Source organism: Gilliamella bombicola, from assembly GCF_900094945.1.
Classification (GTDB): domain Bacteria; phylum Pseudomonadota; class Gammaproteobacteria; order Enterobacterales; family Orbaceae; genus Gilliamella; species Gilliamella bombicola.
The window spans coordinates 53,014-72,875 of sequence record NZ_FMAQ01000004.1 but is presented as its reverse complement, the minus strand read 5'-3'; the positions used below and the strand labels follow the sequence as shown (position 1 = coordinate 72,875).

General features: G+C 35.5%; 24 protein-coding genes. 13 read left to right on the top strand and 11 right to left on the bottom strand.

Annotation, left to right across the window (positions count from 1 at the left end; genetic code table 11):
- Window positions 1–75: 75 nt before the first annotated feature.
- Entirely contained in the window at window positions 76–735 is a 660-nt protein-coding gene (gene flgA, locus GA0061081_RS05560; protein WP_091347949.1) for a flagellar basal body P-ring formation chaperone FlgA, read from the bottom strand.
- Between the two features lie 153 nt (window positions 736–888).
- Between flgA and flgB the strand changes: the two genes are divergently transcribed.
- From flgB to flgJ, 9 genes are read left to right on the top strand one after another with little or no spacing between them, the layout of a single operon-like run.
- Entirely contained in the window at window positions 889–1,299 is a 411-nt protein-coding gene (gene flgB / locus GA0061081_RS05555) for a flagellar basal body rod protein FlgB (protein WP_091347945.1), read from the top strand.
- Between the two features lie 2 nt (window positions 1,300–1,301).
- Complete coding sequence (flgC, locus tag GA0061081_RS05550; RefSeq protein ID WP_091347942.1) at window positions 1,302–1,709, top strand: flagellar basal body rod protein FlgC; 408 nt, start codon at window positions 1,302–1,304, stop codon at window positions 1,707–1,709.
- A gap of 13 nt (window positions 1,710–1,722) precedes the next feature.
- The gene (gene flgD / locus GA0061081_RS05545; protein WP_091347938.1) at window positions 1,723–2,442 is read left to right on the top strand and encodes a flagellar hook assembly protein FlgD; all 720 of its coding nucleotides are present in this window, start codon (window positions 1,723–1,725) and stop codon (window positions 2,440–2,442) included.
- A 16-nt stretch (window positions 2,443–2,458) separates the two neighbouring features.
- Entirely contained in the window at window positions 2,459–3,670 is a 1,212-nt protein-coding gene (gene flgE, locus GA0061081_RS05540) for a flagellar hook protein FlgE (protein ID WP_091347936.1), read from the top strand.
- Window positions 3,671–3,684: 14 nt separating this feature from the next.
- Window positions 3,685–4,440 carry a flagellar basal body rod protein FlgF gene (locus tag GA0061081_RS05535; protein WP_091347933.1) on the top strand — a complete coding sequence of 252 codons (756 nt, stop codon included), beginning with the start codon at window positions 3,685–3,687 and terminating at the stop codon, window positions 4,438–4,440.
- Window positions 4,441–4,452: 12 nt separating this feature from the next.
- Complete coding sequence (flgG, locus tag GA0061081_RS05530) at window positions 4,453–5,235, top strand: flagellar basal-body rod protein FlgG (protein ID WP_091347929.1); 783 nt, start codon at window positions 4,453–4,455, stop codon at window positions 5,233–5,235.
- A 10-nt stretch (window positions 5,236–5,245) separates the two neighbouring features.
- A complete protein-coding gene (locus GA0061081_RS05525) occupies window positions 5,246–5,935 on the top strand; it encodes a flagellar basal body L-ring protein FlgH (protein WP_091347926.1) in 690 nt (229 codons plus the stop codon).
- Between the two features lie 50 nt (window positions 5,936–5,985).
- Window positions 5,986–7,056, top strand: a complete 1,071-nt coding sequence (locus GA0061081_RS05520) for a flagellar basal body P-ring protein FlgI (RefSeq protein WP_425337786.1) — start codon at window positions 5,986–5,988, stop codon at window positions 7,054–7,056.
- A 12-nt stretch (window positions 7,057–7,068) separates the two neighbouring features.
- Window positions 7,069–8,100: a flagellar assembly peptidoglycan hydrolase FlgJ gene (flgJ, locus tag GA0061081_RS05515; protein ID WP_091347920.1), complete on the top strand. Its 1,032-nt coding sequence runs from the start codon at window positions 7,069–7,071 to the stop codon at window positions 8,098–8,100.
- Between the two features lie 382 nt (window positions 8,101–8,482).
- On the opposite strand, the gene flgL is transcribed toward flgJ, so the two are convergent.
- The 8 genes from flgL to GA0061081_RS05475 all read right to left on the bottom strand — a co-directional run bounded on the left by flgL (window position 8,483) and on the right by GA0061081_RS05475 (window position 15,932).
- The gene (gene flgL / locus GA0061081_RS05510; RefSeq protein ID WP_091347916.1) at window positions 8,483–9,439 is read right to left on the bottom strand and encodes a flagellar hook-associated protein FlgL; all 957 of its coding nucleotides are present in this window, start codon (window positions 9,437–9,439) and stop codon (window positions 8,483–8,485) included.
- Between the two features lie 22 nt (window positions 9,440–9,461).
- A complete protein-coding gene (gene flgK / locus GA0061081_RS05505) occupies window positions 9,462–11,105 on the bottom strand; it encodes a flagellar hook-associated protein FlgK (RefSeq protein WP_091347914.1) in 1,644 nt (547 codons plus the stop codon).
- A 149-nt stretch (window positions 11,106–11,254) separates the two neighbouring features.
- A complete protein-coding gene (gene motB, locus GA0061081_RS05500) occupies window positions 11,255–12,148 on the bottom strand; it encodes a flagellar motor protein MotB (protein ID WP_091347911.1) in 894 nt (297 codons plus the stop codon).
- Entirely contained in the window at window positions 12,148–13,035 is an 888-nt protein-coding gene (gene motA, locus GA0061081_RS05495) for a flagellar motor stator protein MotA (protein WP_091347907.1), read from the bottom strand. Before motA ends, motB begins: the two co-directional genes overlap by 1 nt.
- Before the next feature lie 60 nt (window positions 13,036–13,095).
- Window positions 13,096–13,701 (bottom strand): flagellar transcriptional regulator FlhC, encoded by a 606-nt coding sequence (gene flhC, locus GA0061081_RS05490; RefSeq protein ID WP_091347904.1) that lies wholly within the window; start codon window positions 13,699–13,701, stop codon window positions 13,096–13,098.
- 13 nt (window positions 13,702–13,714) lie between these two features.
- Window positions 13,715–14,035 carry a flagellar transcriptional regulator FlhD gene (gene flhD / locus GA0061081_RS05485; RefSeq protein WP_091348188.1) on the bottom strand — a complete coding sequence of 107 codons (321 nt, stop codon included), beginning with the start codon at window positions 14,033–14,035 and terminating at the stop codon, window positions 13,715–13,717.
- 190 nt (window positions 14,036–14,225) lie between these two features.
- Complete coding sequence (locus GA0061081_RS05480; protein WP_091347902.1) at window positions 14,226–14,942, bottom strand: RNA polymerase sigma factor FliA; 717 nt, start codon at window positions 14,940–14,942, stop codon at window positions 14,226–14,228.
- A 177-nt stretch (window positions 14,943–15,119) separates the two neighbouring features.
- Window positions 15,120–15,932 (bottom strand): flagellin N-terminal helical domain-containing protein, encoded by an 813-nt coding sequence (locus GA0061081_RS05475; RefSeq protein ID WP_091347899.1) that lies wholly within the window; start codon window positions 15,930–15,932, stop codon window positions 15,120–15,122.
- A gap of 337 nt (window positions 15,933–16,269) precedes the next feature.
- On the opposite strand from GA0061081_RS05475, the gene fliD reads away from it, so the two are divergent.
- The 3 genes from fliD to fliT are packed head-to-tail and all read left to right on the top strand — an operon-like array spanning window position 16,270 to window position 18,450.
- Window positions 16,270–17,700 (top strand): flagellar filament capping protein FliD, encoded by a 1,431-nt coding sequence (gene fliD, locus GA0061081_RS05470; RefSeq protein ID WP_091347895.1) that lies wholly within the window; start codon window positions 16,270–16,272, stop codon window positions 17,698–17,700.
- Between the two features lie 9 nt (window positions 17,701–17,709).
- Window positions 17,710–18,090 carry a flagellar export chaperone FliS gene (gene fliS / locus GA0061081_RS05465; RefSeq protein ID WP_091347892.1) on the top strand — a complete coding sequence of 127 codons (381 nt, stop codon included), beginning with the start codon at window positions 17,710–17,712 and terminating at the stop codon, window positions 18,088–18,090.
- 12 nt (window positions 18,091–18,102) lie between these two features.
- Window positions 18,103–18,450, top strand: a complete 348-nt coding sequence (fliT, locus tag GA0061081_RS05460) for a flagellar protein FliT (protein WP_091347889.1) — start codon at window positions 18,103–18,105, stop codon at window positions 18,448–18,450.
- Window positions 18,451–18,861: 411 nt separating this feature from the next.
- On the opposite strand, the gene GA0061081_RS05455 is transcribed toward fliT, so the two are convergent.
- Complete coding sequence (locus GA0061081_RS05455; RefSeq protein WP_141683343.1) at window positions 18,862–19,209, bottom strand: STY0301 family protein; 348 nt, start codon at window positions 19,207–19,209, stop codon at window positions 18,862–18,864.
- An 84-nt stretch (window positions 19,210–19,293) separates the two neighbouring features.
- Between GA0061081_RS05455 and GA0061081_RS05450 the strand changes: the two genes are divergently transcribed.
- Window positions 19,294–19,494 (top strand): hypothetical protein, encoded by a 201-nt coding sequence (locus GA0061081_RS05450; RefSeq protein WP_091347879.1) that lies wholly within the window; start codon window positions 19,294–19,296, stop codon window positions 19,492–19,494.
- Here the strand turns inward: GA0061081_RS05450 and fliE are convergent, their stop codons facing one another.
- Window positions 19,495–19,803 carry a flagellar hook-basal body complex protein FliE gene (gene fliE, locus GA0061081_RS05445; protein WP_091347876.1) on the bottom strand — a complete coding sequence of 103 codons (309 nt, stop codon included), beginning with the start codon at window positions 19,801–19,803 and terminating at the stop codon, window positions 19,495–19,497.
- Between the last annotated feature and the right edge of the window lie 59 nt (window positions 19,804–19,862).

Here is a 19,862-nt window from a genome sequence, read left to right as displayed (position 1 = left end):
ATACCTTTAATCAAATTTACGATTTAAGTGTTTTGCTTAGTCTTATTATCGGCAATAATAAAAAAATCATTAATATTATTTATTGAAAATTATGACTCCTTGGTGAGTCAACGTACCTTCAACAATTTTGTTAGAATTTAGTTTAACTCTAATCTTCTCGTTTAATGCGGCATTGCCAAGTGTTTTTCCACTAGTCGCTACCTCATAACCCCCACCACGAATTATTACTTTAATTATTTGTCCTGCTTTAACCAGCCAATTGTTTTGAAGCATTGTTGTTTTTATTGGCTCATCCTGATTGATATTTCGTAAAGCAATATGATTAAGAGCATCGACTTCATTGACAATAACCGCAGAAGATATTTTATCTAGCCGACCAGATTGAATGCGTATGTTATCTTTGCTAATTATTGTTCCTGCATGTATTGTTTGCTTAGCTACAATATAGTTACCTATAACAGCAACATGAATTTGGATAAATTTTTTCTTATTATCACATTGAGCACTAATCGTCATGTTGCCCCACTGCTTCTTTTTATTCAATAACGCAAGCACTGGTGTATCGCAATCTAATTTAGGTTTAGCGGTAGGATAAGTAATTACAATATTATCGACTTCATAGTTAAATTTTTGAGATATTAAATTATTTATCTGCTTATCAAGTGGATTAGCTAAACCTGTATTCCAGCTAAAAAGCATAAAAATGGCCAGTATTAATTTTACAGTTTTAATCATGTCTACTTATTTGGAATTATTCATAAACTGATTTTACTTTATGATTACATGAAATGAATCTTGAAATAAGGGCAATTTTTATCGTTATTTTCTCAATGACTTTTTTTTGATTCGCTTAAAATCCTAATTATCAAAAAAAAGTGAGACGATTTTATGTTTGATAAATTGGATACATGGGTTAATTTTCACCAGCAAGCATTAAATATACGTGAAATGAGACAAAATATATTAGCGGCAAATATTGCAAACAGCGATACGCCTAATTATCAGGCTCGAGATATTGATTTTAATGCAGAGTTAAGTAAAGCACTTAATAATCAGGCTACCATCAATCATGTTAGATTGAATACTACCTCCAATCGCCATATCCAGATGAAAGCACCAATCGCACCTAATCAAAATATACTTTATCGTATTCCTTATCAAGCATCGGCTGATGGTAATACAGTCGAAATGGATCAAGAACGTACCTCATTTATTGATAATAGTATTCATTACCAAAGCAATTTAACCTTTTTAGGTGAGCAATTTAAAAATGTAATATCGGTGTTACAGCAAGGATAATAATAATGAGTTTTTCTATTTTAGCCATTTCGGGGTCCGCGTTAATGGCGCAAACCCAACGCATGAATGTCAGTGCCAGTAATTTAGCCAATGCGGATAGTATCACAAGCACTTCAGGTGAGGCTTATCGTGCTAAGCAAGTGGTTTTTCAGGTTGATGATAATGGGTATTCAAATCAAGTGGCTGGCGTTAAAGTTTCGCAAGTGATTGAAGATCCCGCACCAATGAATTTAGTTTATGAACCTAATCATCCTTTGGCCGATGCAAAAGGCTATATTCAAAAGCCTAATGTCGATGTAGTTGCTGAAATGGTGAACACCATTTCAGCATCACGTAGTTATCAAGCAAATGTCGAAGTGATTAATACGGCAAAAAATTTAATGTTAAAAACTCTCACATTAGGGCAATAAAAAGGGATAACTTATGGGTATAGCTAATGTTGCTGTTTCACAATCATCTGGAGTAAAAAGTGGGCAAGCAATTCAAAAAAGCTCATCGGATGGCAATTCGAGCAAAGAGTTACAAGATAACTTCTTAACACTACTTATCGCCCAGATGAAAAATCAAGACCCGACTAACCCAATGGATAATAGCCAGTTAACATCACAACTAGCACAAATTAATACTTTAGCTGGTATAGAGCGGCTTAATACCACGTTAGGAATGGTTTCAGGACAGATCGATGACAGCTTATCGGTTAATGCCAGCAACATGATTGGTAAAGGGGTCATGGTACCAGGTAACAAAATTTTAGTGGCAACTACAGAGCACGATGGGGCAGATACTGAAAAAGAAACCATCACAACCCCATTTGGATTCGAATTAGTTCGTGATGCGGATTCAGTGATTATTACTATCCAAGACAAAAATGGCAATGTGGTCCGCGAAGTTGATTTAGGCGCGATCCCAGCAGGGGTAAGCTCTTTCACATGGGACGGCATGCTCACAGATGGCACACTCGCACCAGACGGTAGCTATACTTTTTCAGTTAATGCCAGTTACGACGGGCAAAAAGTATCATCAACATCATTAACTTATTCAGTGGTATATGGTGTTATCAATAGCAAAGTTAATAATAAAGTATTACTAGATTTAGGAATACTCGGTTCAATTAGTATTGACGAAGTGCGTCAAATTCTTTAGAGGAGATAAAGTTCACATGGGATTTTCTCAAGCAGTAAGTGGCATGAATGCGGCATCAAAACAATTAGATGTCATTGGTAATAATATCGCTAATTCCGCAACCGTAGGGTTTAAAAGCGCAAGTATCTCATTTGCCGATATGTATGCTGGTTCAAAAGTAGGAATGGGCGTAAAAGTCGCTAGCGTGATGCAAAATTTCAATGATGGCATAACCACAACAACTAACAACAGTTTAGATGTCGCAATTTCTGGTAATGGTTTTTTCCGTTTAGTAGATAGTAGTGGACAAATTTACTATACCCGTAATGGACAATTTCAATTAGATGCTGAACGAAATATTATTTCGGCAGATGGACTACAACTGACAGGATACCTTGCAACTGGAACTCCGCCCCAAGTACAACAAGGTGCAGCGCCGGGGCCACTAAAAATTTCACAAGAAATGTTGAATGCTTCAGCAACAACAAAAGCCACTTTGCAAACCAATTTAAATTCAAATAGCAAAGTACCAACAAAACAACCCGTCAATGCCCTTGATGCAGACACATTTAATTATTCTACAACGATTACAACTTATGACTCCTTAGGTAATCAACGTAATGTTCAGCTTTTTTATGTAAAAACGGCTGATAACCAATGGGATGTCCATTGTCTTGATAGTAGTGACCCTAATGGCAGTTTACAAACAATTGGCCTAATGGAGTTTGACGCATCAGGAAAATTAATTAGTGATCCTGAAATGACTATTAACATTAATGGATTAAATGGATCTGCAGATAACACCTTTACTTTATCCTTGGCGAACAGCTCACAACAAAATATGGGTAAAGAAATGGGCAGCATTAAAACACCAATAGTTGATGGCTATGCACCGGGTGATTTAATTGGTTATAGCATTAATAACGACGGCTCAATTTATGGTGTTTATTCAAATCAACAAACCATGTTATTAGGTCAAATTGCTATGGCGGATTTTGCCAATGTTAACGGATTAGAATCAGCAGGTAACAACAATTGGCGATCAACCATCAAATCGGGCGGTGAAGTCTTGGGGGTTGCGAATTCAGGTACATTTGGTTCATTAGCCAGTGGCGCGCTTGAATCGTCAAATGTTGATATGAGTCAAGAATTAGTAAATATGATTGTTGCTCAACGTAATTACCAATCTAATTCACAAACAATCAAAACACAGGATCAGATCCTAAATACGTTAGTTAATTTGCGTTAATTTAAGGGTTATTTATGGATAGGGTTATTTATACGGCTATGTCGGCTGCGAGGCAAACGCTCAATCAGCAATCGATAACAACACATAATTTAGCTAATGTATCGACTTCGGGATTTCGAGCACAGTTAACCGCAATGAAAGCGGTACCGATTGTTGGCAATGGTATGGCGACACGAACGATGGTTGCTGCAACCACTCCAACTTTTGATTCGACTATGGGGGCATTTAATTATACTGGACGGAATATGGATGTCGCTTTAGAAGAAGATCATTGGCTAGCGGTACAATTAGCCGACGGCAGTGAAGCTTATACTCGCAATGGTGCAATCCAGATTGATGCAAACGGTGGACTCAATGTTCAAGGCTATCCATTAATTGGTGACAATGGTGTTTTAACGGTTCCTCAACAATCTAAAGTGAGTATAAGTAGTGATGGAACTCTCTCAGCATTGGGAGCAGGTGATAAACCAACCACTATTGCCCAAGTAGGAAAAATCAAAAAAGTACATCTTGAGCGCCATGAAGTAATACGTGGGGACAACGGTTTTTTTCAATTAACTGAAGAAGCTCGTAATGCACGAGGTGCAACATTAGAAGATAACCCAAAAGCAAAACTCATGTCGGGCGTATTAGAGGGCAGTAATGTTAACCCTGTTACGGCGATGGTGGATTTAATTAGCCATTCTCGTCAATTTGAAATGCAGATGAAACAAATTATCACTGCTGACGAAAATGCACAAAAAGCGAATCAAATTTTATCACTTTCATAAAAAGGAATAACAATGATTAAATCATTATGGATTGCCAAAACGGGATTAACGGCACAACAAATGAATATGGATATCATCTCTAATAATTTAGCTAATGTCAGCACCAGCGGTTTTAAACGACAACGAGCAGTATTTGAAGACTTATTATATCAAACCATTCGCCAACCCGGTGCTCAGTCTTCAGAACAAACAACATTACCGTCTGGATTACAAATTGGTACTGGCGTGCGTCCTGTTGCAACAGAGCGGGTTCACAGCCAAGGGAATTTAGAATTAACCGATAACAGCAGTGATATAGCTATTAATGGACAAGGTTTTTTCCAAGTGCTACTACCCGATGGCACGCAAGCTTATACTCGTAGTGGTGCATTTCAGGTTAACCAAAATGGTCAACTTGTTACCGCATCTGGATATGAAATACAGCCAACAATCAATATTCCAGCCAATGCCATCAAAATGACCGTTGCCCGTGATGGTATCGTTAATGTAACCCTAGCCAACCAATCAGCTCAAGTACAAGTTGGTCAATTAACATTACATACTTTCATTAATGAAACAGGTCTTGAAAGCATGGGCGAAAATCTTTATTTAGAAACTGAAAGCTCAGGCTCACCAACCGAAAACACCCCAGGGTTAAATGGTGCAGGTTTGTTATATCAAGGTTATACCGAAACCTCTAACGTTAATGTTGCTGAAGAGTTGGTGAATATGATTCAAGTCCAACGTGCTTACGAAATTAACAGCAAAGCGATCTCAGCATCCGATCAAATGCTACAACGCTTAAATCAACTATAAAGTTAACAACATGATAAGCATATTGAAATATTTTTATATTCTCATTGCATTGTGCCTAATCGGTTGTGCTCAATTACCTAAAAAAGCATTGGTTGATGGGCAAACGAGTATTGTTCCGCAAATGCCTGAAATTGTGAACACCAGCGGATCAATTTATCAGGCTGCTCAGCCCACGAGTTTTGGCTATCAGCCTATGTTTGAAGATCGCCGTCCGCGTAATATTGGTGATGTATTAACTATCGTTTTACAAGAAAACGTCAGCGCAAGTAAAAGCTCATCGGTTAATGCAGGACGAAATGGTTCGGTGAATTTAGGTGTAAAAACAGTGCCTAAATTTTTAGATGGCTTAGTCGGAAGGGGCAAAGCCAATACCGAAATGTCTGGCGGCAATGACTTTAAAGGGGCTGGAGGCGCTAATGCAAAAAACACCTTTAATGGCACCATTACCGTCACCGTTCAAGATGTCATGATCAACGGCAATTTAAAGGTTATTGGTGAAAAGCAGATAGCAATTAATCAAGGCACCGAATTTATTCGCTTTTCTGGTATTGTTAATCCAAGAACCATTAACGGCAATAATACTGTTATCTCGACTCAAGTTGCTGATGCACGTATTGAATATGTTGGTAATGGGTATATCGATGAAGCACAAACGATGGGCTGGCTACAACGCCTATTTTTAAATCTGTCCCCTTTTTAATGAGTATCATTATGCTAAAAAAGTTGCGTATTTTTGTTTGTTTTATCTTTATGATGATATTAATCGTCCCAGCAAGCTATGCTGAACGCATTCGCGATTTAGTTACCATTCAAGGTGTAAGGGAAAACGCGCTAGTCGGTTACGGTATTGTTGTCGGGCTAGATGGTACTGGCGATCAAACATCACAGACCCCTTTTACTATTCAAAGTATCACTAACATGCTATCTCAATTAGGTATTACCGTACCATCGGGCAGCAATATGCAATTAAAAAATGTTGCAGCGGTCATGGTCACGGCAAAATTGCCGTCTTATTCACGAGTTGGACAACAAATTGATGTTGTAGTGTCTTCGCTCGGTAATGCCAAAAGTCTGCGTGGTGGCACATTAATCATGACACCACTAAAAGGCGCCGACAATCAAGTATACGCCATTGCCCAAGGCAACCTTTTTGTAGGGGGAATGGGGGCAAGTAGCAAAGGAAGCAGTGTCAGTGTTAACCAAACAGCAGGCGCAACTATACCTAATGGTGCAACGATTGAACGTGAATTAGCCACTCGTTTAGATGAGCAAGATACTATCCACCTGCATCTTAACCAATTCGACTTTACCCGAGCTCTCAAAATAACAGATGCAATTAACCGATTACAAAAAAATAGCGCAGTCGCCCTAGATGGCACCACAGTGTCTATAAAAATGCCCAAAGAAAGCCAAGCGCGCGTACAGTTTTTATCTAAAATACAAAATTTAGAAATAGGTAGCACACCTATTTCTGCCAAAGTAGTTATCAATACGCGAACAGGCGTTGTTGTCATGAATCAAAAAGTACAGCTTGATAACTGTTCGGTAGCCCATGGCAACTTATCTGTTGTAGTGAATAACAAACTCAACGTAAGCCAACCTAACACCCCACTTGCGGGTGGTGCAACTGTGGTAACACCTGAAACAGAAATCGGCATTGAGCAAAGTGGTGGTGCATTACACAATTTGGCGGAAGGAACAGACTTAAATCATGTCATTAATTCACTCAACTTATTAGGTGCAAACCCGACCGAATTAATGTCGATTCTTGAAGCACTGAAATCGGCAGGTTGTTTACACGCAACGCTTGAAACAATTTAAAGAATATGGCTTATGAATAATACAATTGGTCAATCAATTAACCGTTTTGCTTATGATTTATCTGGGCTAAACCAACTAAAACGCAGTGCAATAAATGGCTCATCAGAAAGTGTTAAACAAGTGGCTAAACAATTTGAATCACTGTTTATCAACATGATGATGCAATCTATGCGTAAAGCAGTGCCTGAAAGCGGCTTATTTAGCCAATCTGCCACACAGCTGTTTACTTCCATGTTTGATCAACAAATTGCCCAACAAGCTGCGGGAAAAGGATTTGGATTAGCCGACATTATTACCAAACAATTAACTCATAATACATCGCCATCGACAAAGGTGAATTTACAATCGAATGCAAGTAACACCCAGCAACATCTTCGTTTAGCGCAATCTTTATTTAGTGATAATGCATCGAACATCACCCCCCAAGCGTTGGGGCAAATGCTTTATCGTAGTCATAAAGAAACTCAAACTACCAAGCAAACTAGCTCTACGCATGAATTATCATTACAAACACCAATAAAAGGTGATAAGGAAGAACACATTGTTAAATTTGTAAAAGACTGGCTAGAGCCCGCCAAACAGGCGGCAAAAAATTCTGGCATTCCTTATGAAGTCATTATTGCACAAGCCGCATTAGAAACTGGCTGGGGGCAAAAACAGATCAAAACCGCAAATAACCAATCAAGCCATAACTATTTTGGTATCAAAGCAACCGCATCATGGAGTGGGGATTCTACACGGTTAATCACGCAAGAATTTTTGAATAATAAAATGATTAAAATCGAAGATGATTTTAGAGTCTATAATAGCAAACAACATGCACTGACTGACTATATCCATTTATTAACCCAAAGCCCTCGTTATCGTGCTGTCGTCAATGCGGCAGATGCCAGAACGGCAGCTAAAGCTCTACAAGCGGCACATTATGCCACTGATCCAAATTATGGCGACAAACTAATTCAAATCATCAGCCGCATTGAACAAATCGCCGAAACTAATCCGCCAACAAAGGTGATGGGCTTTAAGCAAATTGCGTTTAATTAACAGTAGTTTGCTAGGTTTAAAAATAACCAAATAAAAACTTGAATAAAATAAATGGTTTTTCTGACATTTTTTATTGAGGATTGAGTTTGGGGATAGTGGTTTTGGGCATTTTTGATTTAGCTATTCAAAATAGCTACAGCCAACCTATTCCATCCGCCAAAACAAAAAGGCATTATTTTTCATCAAAAATCGGTTAGAAAAGGTATTGATTTTATTAAAGTTTTTTATAAAAAACAAACATCCCCAAAATCCAAGATAACCCCACTCATCAAACCTTACAACAAAAAAGAGAAAAAAAGGAGGCATTACGCCTCCTTGAATGGAATGAATCGCTTTGACGATTTTGGGTAAAATCACATTACACAATCAAAATAACAACGCTTTATTTCATTTGAAACAGCGACATACTTTGCATTGTCATAAAGGTATATTGTGCCGCTTGTAAATTGGCTTGCAGTAACGCATATTCTGAAATAGCATCGTACCAATCGACATCTTCAAGCTGGCTTATTTGAGTTTGAAATTCAATATCTAGTGTTTCACCTAGTGCGGTTAACCGATCGATTTCGGCTAATACCGAACCGCCCTCAGCCCTTACGGTCGAGATATTGCTAAACGAATTATCGATGCCATTGCGAGCTTTTGATAATCCAGTTCTAAATTCTTCAACGCTTTTTTCATTATCATAATCTAAGTCTGTTTTTAACGCTTCAAGCGCATAATCAATGCTTGCAAAAATATTACTTTCTGCAGGTGAACCATCAGCATTTTTGACATTTGCCCCAGTCATAAAGACTTTTATACCAGTAAAGCTTGCTGCGACTTCTCTTGAGTCATCAATAAATACATTTACTGATGTTGTTCCGCCGATGTAATTCACTTCTCCAGATTCGCTTACCACAAAAGGTGGTGTGTCATTTTTTTGACCGGCAAAAATATAGTTGCCATTGGTATCTTTTGAGTTAGCTAATGCGAGCAGTTGATCTTTTAAGCCTTGTAATTTATTGGCAAGATCAAGTCTGTTTTCTTCATTTAACGTTTCATTGGCTGCATACACTAAAGTTTCTTGGATCGTTTGGATAACGGTATTCACTTCTGACAAGAGCGTATCTTGGCGACTTAGTGTCTTTTCGGTGCTTTCACGCGTAGCTTGATACTGTTGATTTTGTGCTTGGGCTTGTTTTAATATTAATGATTGTGATACGCCCATTGGATCATCAGAAGGCGTTAAAATCTTCTTGCCAGTGGCTAAATGTAAACCCGATTTTTGCCATTTGCTATTGGTGTTTAAAATACTTTGTAAATTTTTTTGATATAGCGAATTGGTGCTAAGGCGCATTTTTTATTCCTTTATCCTTTTATTATTTGGTTAAACCTAAAATGGTATCAAATAGTGTTGTGGCGGCATCAATCACTTTTGCATTGGCTTGGTAATACTGCATATAGACCTGCATTGAGATATATTCTTCTTCAATATTAACCCCAGATATTGATTGATTTTGTTCGTAAATTTGTTGGGTTATATTTTTTGTTGATTGTGCAGAAATTTTTGCTGTTTGGGTTTCACTGCCGATGTAACTAACTAACGTTGTGTAAGCACTTTTTAAGGTCGTTGTACCATTCACTAGTTTTTCATTTTGAATAGCTAATAATTTTGCTACATTACGGTTATCACCAGCACCGTTTTCATCATCATTAATACCTGTTGCCAGTTTATTCACATCTTTGACTAATAACTGTAATGATGAGGCAATATCAGCAACGGGTTTAATCATAAAAGAATCGCCTGCCATAGCATTACCATTTATCTCGATAGATAAGCCATCAAAAACCAATTTACCTTCTTCAATTTGAGGTGTGATTTGTTTGTGATCAGATAATCTTGTTACAACCCAATTGTTGCCATCGAATTCTATTTTATAATCCGAGGCTTTAACTTCGGTCACTGATGTAAACTCAATTTTAGCCGTGGCATTCCCTTGGTTTTTAGTGTTAGTTATACAACTTGGTTTGTTGTAATCAAATAGTTTTTCGCCCTGATTACCATGAATATCCACTCCTGACATATGCACTTCATTAAAACGTTCTGCTAAATTGAGAGCAATTAATCCCAGTTGATTACGTGATTCAGTTAGTGGGCCATCACGAAACGTTAATAGTCCATTTAATGAGCCTGATGTGATGTTCTGACTAGTCAGTTCTTGAGTAGCGCCAGAAGGGTGTGTATAAATAATGGTATTGAGTGCTGGATCATCTGCCGAAGGTTGTACGGTTAATACGTTAGCACATGAGCCTTGCACTAAATTTAAACCATTTTCTAACGACAAATTATATTGCCCATTTTGCTCTGTGACGGTAATACCAATGATCTCACTTAAGTCATTAACCAGTTGATCTCGTTGATCAAGTAATGCGTTGGGTTCATTGCCACCATCTACTGTCTGTAGTTTGGATATCTTTTGGTTGAGTTCGGCAATTTGCTGAATGTAAGCATTAACTTTGTCGACATTCGTGTTTAATTCGGTATTAATATTGGCGATTTGATTTTTTAAATTTGTTTCTGTTTTATTAAATTGACTTGTTAACGAGGTAAGATCACTAATCACCGTTTGCTTTGTTGAAGCATCGCCAGCATTTGAAGCTAACTTATTTAAGCTGGCAAAAAGGTTGTTAAGTTGTGATGAAACGCTGTTATCGTTTTCTGCCAGTAGGTTATCGACTTTTGATAATTCGTTATAATACGTTTTAATAGCGCCATTTTGCGATTGTGATTGACGCAGTTGCCCGACCACAAAATGGTTAAAGGCACGATTCACTGATGAGACAGTAACACCATTACCCACAAAACCAAAACTATGTTGAGTGCCATTGGCTTGGCTTAAAACTTGTTGCTGGCGATTGTAGCCTTTTGTATGAGCATTACTGATATTATTGCTAATTACATTAAGCATATTTTGTGCTGCATTCAATCCACTAATACCTGTATTCATTAATGAATTCGCCATAAAAATCCCCTCAATATCGTTTTAGTTAATAACATCAATTAAAAATAAGTTATTTTTTATATCGGCTTAAATTCTCAAAAATTTAATTATTTTTACGAGTATTTCGAAAAATTTTTAAATGATGCCATTTCTATTTTTAAAAATGGTCGTTATTCTGGTTTTAGCTGTTGTGATTGCCTTAAAAAATCGATACCAGTCATGTTATTTTCTTCTTCAATATACTGTTGTGCAGTTTTATTTAAAATTAAGATACTGATACGCCGGTTGGCATCTTTGCTGTAGTTAGGATTGTTTAAACTAACGGTATCGGCTAAGGCTATAATACGAATAATTTTGTTGGAATCTAACCCTCCGACAATGAGTTCCCTCCTTGAGGCGTTAGCTCTATCTGCCGATAATTCCCAGTTACTGTAGCCACGATCACCCGTTGTGTATTGGCGTTCATCGGTATGACCAGACAAAGTGATCTTATTAGGTAATGAATTTAAAATCGGCGCTAAAGCATGTAAAATTTCTTGCATATCGGGATCAATCGTTGTGCTGCCAACGTCAAACATAGGTTTATCGTCAGAGGCTAAAATTTGAATTCGTAATCCCATTTGAGTTAATTCAACAATCAAATTCGGTGCTAACTTTTTTAAACGAGGGTCGATTTCAAACATTTCAAAGATTTTTTTTGCTGTTTCGATTAGCTGTATTTTTTCAAGTTGTTGTTTTTCTAATTCATTGTGTAATGAGTTTGAAACACTGTTTTTTTCTTCACCTATTTGTTGGCTTACATCATCGCCACCACCGGGAATAGGACTTTCACTATCACTAATATTCTTGCCACCATTTTGACCAAGGATTAATGGTGTTCTAAAATATTCGGCAATACCTTTTAATTCTTGTGGTGTAGATGTCGAAATCAACCACATAACTAAAAATAAAGCCATCATCGCCGTCATAAAGTCGGCATAAGCAATTTTCCAAGAACCACCATGATGACCACCGCCATGCCCTGATTTTTTCTTAATAATTATTCTTACAGATTTATCTTTCATTACTGATTATTTTCATTTTTATTGAGATTTTTATCTTTAATTTCTTGGATATATTTTTCCAATTCAAAGAATGATGGTCTTTCATGAGAAAATAGTGTTTTTCGTCCAAATTCAATACAAATTTGCGGTGAATAATCATGCATACTGGCAATAAGTATCACTTTTGTACACTCTAGGATTTTGACCATATCAGCATTTCTTTGCTTTAATAAGGCGGCTAGTGGCGAAACAAATCCATAAGCAAGTAAGATCCCTAAAAAAGTTCCGACCATCGCATGGGCAATAAGCTCTCCAAGTTCACTTGCAGGCCTATCCGCTTGCGCAAGTGTATTTATAACGCCCATTACAGCTGCAACAATCCCAAACGCCGGTAAGCCATCACCAATTCCCGAAATAGCATCAACAGGCTTTTCAAGTTCATGGACGAATGTTTCAATTTCTTCACTCATTAGTGTTTCAATTTCAAATACATCCATATTGCCACTAATCATCAGTCGTAAGTAATCAGTAATAAAATCGCAGATTCTTGGATTAGCTAAAATTAATGGATACTGTTTAAACAATTCACTTTCCTGCGGATTATCAATATCTGCTTCAATAGATAACCCTCCACTTTGGCGGATCTTTGTCAAAATGCTATACATTAAATTGATCAGTGTTAGATACAGTTTTTTATTATATTTAGATGTTTTAAATAATTGCCCCAACGCTTTGAGTGTGGCTTTTATTGTTTTTTGTTCATTACTGACAATAAAAGCACCAATAGCAGCACCACCAATAATTAACAATTCAAGTGGTTGAAACAGCACGGCTAAATAACCGCCACTTAGTACATAACCCAGTAGTGCAGAGGCGATAACGACAATATACCCTATAATTATTAGCATTGACTTTCTTCTTTATCTATAAAATAACAGTTAAATTGATTTACTATTTTTAATATTTATTCAAGCAGTTATCTGGTGTGAAACTGATGAGTTTAAATGACTTTGTTTTGATAATACTTTCAGGCATTTTTCGTCATTTTCTTTTTTGGTTTTATTATTCTTATCTGCTCTTGACGGTGGTTGACATAAACTGCATGTAAACGTATTTTGTGGGTGATAAGCGTGCGTAATAAAAAGCCCACTACATACCGTACAACATGATTGTTGCATGATATTTTTTTCGACAAATTTAACTAAAATCCAAGCTCTGGTTAAGCCTAAAATAGGTTCATCTTTATGTGAAACTGGGCATTGTTCTAAATAAAGTTGATAGGCTTTTAAGATCGTTTGAATGCCTGACTTTAAACCATTTCTAACTAAAAAAGAGTAAGCATTATAGAAAATACTAGCATGAATATTCGGTTCCCATGTCATAAACCACGAGGTTGAAAAAGGTAATAAACCTTTAGGTGGTGGGCAACCTTGAATTTCTTTATAAAGTTTTATTAATTTATTTCGACTCAAATTAGTTTCACTTTCCAACATTTGGATTCTTCCACCAAGAGAAATTAATTTGATAGCAAGTTGGGTTTCTTGATATTTCTGAATAATACTTGTACCTGTCATGTTAGTTCCTTAGCTATTTATTGATTGAATCTAATAGCAAACTAGATAAAAGAATACCTGTATGCATCTGTTTTATATCTCTAACGCGGGATTCTTCTGTTAGTTTTTTCATCATTTCTGCATTTTCAAATCGTAGTTGAAAAATTAATTGATTTGTTTCTGATAAAACTAACATTTGAGAGGTACTTAAACCGCTAAGTATATCTGCCGTTTCTTCATCAATACCCAATCGATACATGGCCATAACTTTATCTTTTTCAATCATTTTCTGGCTCAACAGTAATGCTGACAGGTTTAAATGATGTATACACTTAAGAACATCGTCGTCTAATATATTGCCCAATTTAGTCACCAATTTATATTTGCTGGTTTTCGCATAAAAAAACGAAAAACAGGTAAAATTAAAAAAGAAATTATTTTTTTTCGCTTAAAATTACATTTTTAAATTGAAAAGGTCAATAAAAAAATCATTTCAATTTATTTTCGATTGATTACACTTTATTTAATTTCTTTTTTTATTGTTTCTAAAAAGTAACCTTACTTTGTATTCTTTTTATTGCTTGGCTATGCAATTGGCTCACTCTTGATTCGCTAATATTCATTACATTACCAATCTCTTTTAAATTTAGATCTTCTTGGTAATAAAGTGATAAAACAAGTTTTTCTTTTTCTGGTAAGTTTTCAATTTGGTGGATAACGGTATTACGAATTTCCTCATCTATTATGGTCAAAAAAGGATTATTATCTTCTTCATATTCAATAATGGAATCAATGTTATCACCCAATTTCTTATGAATTTCATCGTATGAACATATTTGGCTAGTATTTGAATCTAATAAAATTTTGTGGTATTCACTAATAGGCAATTGTAAATATTGGGCAATTTGCTCATCGTTAGGTGGTGTACCTAACTTTTGTTCTAATTCATTCATTGCAGTTGTGACATCTTTTATTTTTTTACGCGTTTGCCTTGGCAACCAATCACGGCTACGTAGTTCATCGAGCATGGCGCCTTTAATTCTTGGTACGGCAAAGGTGGAAAACGTATTACCTTGAGAGATGTCATAACGTTTTATTGAGTCTAATAAACCGATATAGCCAACTTGTAATAAATCATCAAGTTCAACCGTTGCAGGTAAACGAACCGCTAATTTTAATGCTTCATTGCGAACCAAATGAATATATTGTTTCCAATCGATTTGGTTTATTACACCCTGTGAGTTATACAAGCTATTATCCATTTTTTGAACCAATGCTATAAAAATGCTTCACAGTATTATGACGATAGTTGGTAAATTTAATGGGCAGAATAACGGGATAAAAAATAGTTAATTATCATTATTAGCCATAACGGCATTATAAAAATACCGTTATAGCTATATGACAAAGGTAGAATGATCAAAAATAGATAATCAGAATTATTGTAATAAAGAAAGTACTGATTGTGGTACTTGGTTAGCTTGTGCTAATACAGATGTACCTGCTTGTTGTAAAATTTGACCACGAGTCATGTTTGATACTTCTGTTGCATAATCCGCATCTTCAATACGGCTACGAGCAGAACTTAGGTTATTTACAGTATTGTTAATGTTGGTTACTGTTGATTCGAAACGGTTTTGCACCGCACCAAGTTGTCCTCGTAATGCATCAATTTTTGATAATGCAGCATCAATTGTTTTTAATGGATCTTCTGTTGGTGAACTTGATACATTAAATGCATTTAAACCAAGTTCAGTGCTATCAATTTTTTTCAAATTGATTTCAATGGTTTCGCCGTCGTTTGCGCCTACTTGAATTTTAAGGGTTTTGTCTTCAGATAATACTTTAGAACCATTGAAATCAGTTTGTTTAGAAACACGATCGATTTCATCTAAACGTTGATCGATTTCGTTTTGAATTGATACTAGATCGCTTTCAGAGTTAGTACCATTTGCTGCTTGAACGGTTAATTCACGAATACGTTGTACGTTGTTGTTGATTTCGTTTAATGCACCTTCTGTTGTTTGTGCAAGTGAAATACCATCATTTGCATTACGAGCAGCTTGCGTTAACCCTTTGATGTTTGATGAAAAACGGTTAGCGATTGCTTGACCTGCTGCATCGTCTTTTGCGCTGTTAATACGCATACCTGATGAAAGGCGCTCGATAGATGTGCTAAGAACGCTTTGAGAATTGTTAAGGTTGTTTTTTGCCATTAAAGACATTGTATTAGTATTAATTACTTGTGCCATTTTTATCTCCGATAATATAAACATTAAAATCAACTAGATATTGAAATTTGTTTCAACATTTTTGCTGATGAATAACTTATCGGTAGAAAAATTAGGAACTTTAATATTTTTAATGATTATCTTTTAAAAAATAAAGCCATTCAGTAAAAATAAAACAATTATATTCAAATAAATCATTTTATTATGAATTTTATTAATTAATTTTTTAATAATTGTTTTTGCGCAAAAAATAGTAACTTTATTGCTTATTAAATAAATATTGAAATGATAACTAAACTTTTAGCAAGGTTGGCCGATATACAAACTATTAAATAATTTGTTATAGGTAGACTAAATTATGGCAATGAGTGCATTAGGAATAGGTTCGGGAATCGATCTTGGTGAAATTTTAAAGCAATTAGAAGCGGCTGAAAAAACACGCTTAACACCAATTACCACACAACAAAAAGCGATTAATGCAAAAATTAGTGGTTTTGGTAAATTAAAAAGTGCATTGACAACATTTAATACAGCAACGGCAAAACTTCAAAAAAAAGAGTTATTTCAAAGTCGTATAGCGACAGGTAATAATGATTATTTTTCAGTAAAGACAAATAGCAAAGCGGTTTTAGGCGATTATGCTGTGACGGTTGATCAATTGGCGACATCGCATAGTGTTGCAACATCGGTAATCAACGACAAAAATGCGCTATTAGGTAATGATAATGAAACACGAACCATCACTATTGAACAGGCGAATGGTGACAAACTTAATGTAACGTTATCTAAAGATGAAACATCGTTAGAAGCAATAGCTAACGCCATAAATAATGCCGAAGTGATTAATGAGGATGGCAAAAAAATCCCTTCAACAATGAATGCTGCAGTTGTTCGTTCTGGATCAGATAATTACCAATTAGTGATTACCTCGAAAGAAACGGGTGAAAAGCAAACCATTACGTCAATTTCGTCAGACGATGATAAGTTAAATAATATCATTGGATTTGATATTAATCAGCCTAGTAGTGGTATGACCGAAGTTGCAAAAGCGCAAGATGCTAAATTGACGTTTAATGGTATTGCCATCACAAGTAGTTCTAATACCGTCAAAGAGGTTGTTGCCGGTGTTGATATAACATTAAAAGCAACCACAACAACTAGCCAAAACCTTACCATAAGTGCAGATAACGAAAAGGCAGAAGAGGCCATTAAAGAATGGGTTGAAGCCTTTAATCAACTGCAAACAACCATGTCAACGCTAACCAAATTCACCGCAGGAGAGACTAACTCTAACGAATTAAACAGTAGTAATGGCCCTTTGATTGGTGATTCAACGCTACGTAATATTGACCAGAGTATTCGTTCAATCTTTGCCAAAGGACAAGCGGGCGAGTTTTCAGTATTGTCGCAAATTGGTATTACCATGGATAAAAGTGGTCAGCTAACAGTCAAAGAAAATGAACTAAAAAAGGCACTTAATGAAAACAGTGACGCTGTTGCAACATTATTTATTGGTGATGGTAAAACGACGGGGATAGCTAATGAGGTTTTTACAAAAGTGAGTGGATTTATTGATAGCGATGGCATGATTGATTCGGCAACCAATGGCTTAAATTCTACGTTAAAGTCATTAGATAAACGTCATGAACAAGTAAGTAGCTCTATTGAGCAAACTGTTGAACGTTATCGAGTTCAATTTACTAAATTAGATATCTTAATTAACTCATTAGATAGTATGAGTAATTATTTAACAACACAATTTGACATGATGGCAAACTTAAAAAAATAGAGGGGAATAATGTATCAGTTAGGTTCTAAAGCCTATGAGCAAGTAAATTTAGAAACACGTGTTAGCCAAGCTTCGCCCCATCAATTGATTGTATTATTATTTGATGGTGCATTACAGGCAATTCGCTTAGCGAGCTTATATCTTCAAAAAGGTAATATTGCTGGTAAAGGAACAGCAATTTCTAAAGCAATTAACATTGTTGATAATGGTCTTAAAGGCTGTTTAGATTTAGAAAAAGGGGGGGAAATCGCAGAAAATTTAGATCGTCTGTATCACTATATTAGTCAACAGTTAGTTTTAGCCAATTTACATAACGATAAAGAAAAACTGCAATCTTGTTACGATTTGTTAAACAATATTGCCGAATCTTGGCGAGAAATTGCAAAATAAAAAAGGGTGATTATGAAAGGAAGTAAATTATTAGAACAATACGAACAATTTAATTATGTTGTTGAACAAATGTTGATAAATGCCCAGAATGAAAACTGGGATTTATTGTTGAGTTGGCAGGCGAAATACCTTCAATTATCGAAAGGTATTATGTTGGTTGATGATTTTTCGAAAATTGAAAACATGCCATTGCAACATCAAGACATTATTCGAATGTATATCAAAAATATACTTAGCTATCAGCAGCAATTAACTCAATTAATGATTACTCGTCATTCTCAGCTTAGAGAGTTGATTGGTAAGCATGCCGATTATCAAACTAAAATCGGTAGCTATCAAAAAATTGCCTGTTTAATGTAAGTTTGTGGATGCTTTGCTTGAATTTTATTCTTCGATAAAAATCAAGCAAGCACCTCATTAAACCGCCTTGACCAATATTTTGATTTAAAATAATTAATTCTTTGTTCTTTGCGTGTTTGTCTTATTCTTTTCGTAAAAAAAGGCAACAGTATAATTGGCAATCTTTGATTGTGATGATCTCACTAATTCTTTTGTGGATAAAAATGAGCAGCAATAACAATCCCTCCTTTTATAATAAATTACTTCTGTTATAGAAAATCGATTAAGTGATGTTAGAACAATGAATTGTCCTAATATTGGGGAATTGAGATGCTGTTCATTTAAGGAAGTATTGGCTTTTTTAGTATTACCATTTTTAAATTTTGGTTTATTTCCTTAGTGAATTTTATCCAATGTGGTACAGAAAAACAGTTATGACATACAATGTGCTTGTACTGGTGCTTCGTATCTTTCGCAATAAGCTGCTCCCTTGGCATAAAGAACAATGTAATGATTGGTTCCCGCATATTCGCAGACTAAATACGGCTTTATTTGTGGGGTAAGTTCCCATATTACTTTTTCTTTTTTAAATTCGGGTACTAAATCTACTTTATTACAGATTGGACCATCAAATAGTTTGGCATTATCAAGCTGGTAAACGTGGTGTCCATCAGAAAAAGTTGCAGGGCAACTCACAACAGGGGATTGAGCATGGCAATTGATTGATACTATGCTAAGTAATAGGCTAGTTAATAATATTGTTTTTTTGAATGTTATCACTTTGAATCCTTTATGTATTTCATTGATTGTTTTTTTATTAAATGATGGCATTATGTCGTTATTTTTTTAAATAGTATAGTAAAAATGGTAAAGTTTTTTGAGCCATCAGTTGATAACGAAAATAATATATTTAGCAGTACAACAAGCATCAACAATATGAGCGATGCTTATTTTAAAATTGAATGGTGTGGTGAGTTGATTATCGCATTTAGACTAAAATTAATGGTTATTTGTAAAAGTAAAATGCAAAATTTAGGATATGGCAATTATATTCGATATCATTAATTAGACATTCATATTCATAATTTCTTGATAAGCAGCAACCAGTTTATTGCGCACTTGAATACCAAACTGTAATGAAACCGATGATTTTTGCATATTAACCATAACCTCGTTCAATGAAATATTCGCCTCTCCCATTTCAAAAGCTTTGGCTTCATTATTTGCCTGTATTTGTAGTTGACTGATGTTATCTAAAGCGGTTTTTAATTCTGCAACAAAGTTTTTATCTGCAAAATGCGTTTTTGAAGATATTGACGTTGATTCATTTAAATTAGTGAATTCAATTGGATTGAATGTGTTGATTGTATTCATTTTGATAACTGCTTTTTAGCTCTTTTGTTACTGTATGGCTAAATTTAACATATAAATAA

Excerpts from the sequence above, each read along its gene's own strand:
- flgE (WP_091347936.1), top strand. The coding sequence starts at position 2,459 with ATGGGATTTTCTCAAGCAGTAAGTGGCATGAATGCGGCATCAAAACAA.
- flgG (WP_091347929.1), top strand. The coding sequence starts at position 4,453 with ATGATTAAATCATTATGGATTGCCAAAACGGGATTAACGGCACAACAA.
- flgL (WP_091347916.1), bottom strand. The coding sequence starts at position 9,439 with ATGCGCCTTAGCACCAATTCGCTATATCAAAAAAATTTACAAAGTATT.
- GA0061081_RS05480 (WP_091347902.1), bottom strand. The coding sequence starts at position 14,942 with ATGGATAATAGCTTGTATAACTCACAGGGTGTAATAAACCAAATCGAT.
- GA0061081_RS05520 (WP_425337786.1), top strand. The coding sequence starts at position 5,986 with ATGATGATATTAATCGTCCCAGCAAGCTATGCTGAACGCATTCGCGAT.
- GA0061081_RS05535 (WP_091347933.1), top strand. The coding sequence starts at position 3,685 with ATGGATAGGGTTATTTATACGGCTATGTCGGCTGCGAGGCAAACGCTC.
- GA0061081_RS05475 (WP_091347899.1), bottom strand. The coding sequence starts at position 15,932 with ATGGCACAAGTAATTAATACTAATACAATGTCTTTAATGGCAAAAAAC.
- flgK (WP_091347914.1), bottom strand. The coding sequence starts at position 11,105 with ATGGCGAATTCATTAATGAATACAGGTATTAGTGGATTGAATGCAGCA.
- flhC (WP_091347904.1), bottom strand. The coding sequence starts at position 13,701 with ATGACAGGTACAAGTATTATTCAGAAATATCAAGAAACCCAACTTGCT.
- flgD (WP_091347938.1), top strand. The coding sequence starts at position 1,723 with ATGGGTATAGCTAATGTTGCTGTTTCACAATCATCTGGAGTAAAAAGT.
- fliD (WP_091347895.1), top strand. The coding sequence starts at position 16,270 with ATGGCAATGAGTGCATTAGGAATAGGTTCGGGAATCGATCTTGGTGAA.
- GA0061081_RS05525 (WP_091347926.1), top strand. The coding sequence starts at position 5,246 with ATGATAAGCATATTGAAATATTTTTATATTCTCATTGCATTGTGCCTA.
- fliS (WP_091347892.1), top strand. The coding sequence starts at position 17,710 with ATGTATCAGTTAGGTTCTAAAGCCTATGAGCAAGTAAATTTAGAAACA.
- flgB (WP_091347945.1), top strand. The coding sequence starts at position 889 with ATGTTTGATAAATTGGATACATGGGTTAATTTTCACCAGCAAGCATTA.
- flgA (WP_091347949.1), bottom strand. The coding sequence starts at position 735 with ATGATTAAAACTGTAAAATTAATACTGGCCATTTTTATGCTTTTTAGC.
- GA0061081_RS05450 (WP_091347879.1), top strand. The coding sequence starts at position 19,294 with ATGGTAAAGTTTTTTGAGCCATCAGTTGATAACGAAAATAATATATTT.
- flgJ (WP_091347920.1), top strand. The coding sequence starts at position 7,069 with ATGAATAATACAATTGGTCAATCAATTAACCGTTTTGCTTATGATTTA.
- motB (WP_091347911.1), bottom strand. The coding sequence starts at position 12,148 with ATGAAAGATAAATCTGTAAGAATAATTATTAAGAAAAAATCAGGGCAT.
- fliT (WP_091347889.1), top strand. The coding sequence starts at position 18,103 with ATGAAAGGAAGTAAATTATTAGAACAATACGAACAATTTAATTATGTT.
- fliE (WP_091347876.1), bottom strand. The coding sequence starts at position 19,803 with ATGAATACAATCAACACATTCAATCCAATTGAATTCACTAATTTAAAT.
- motA (WP_091347907.1), bottom strand. The coding sequence starts at position 13,035 with ATGCTAATAATTATAGGGTATATTGTCGTTATCGCCTCTGCACTACTG.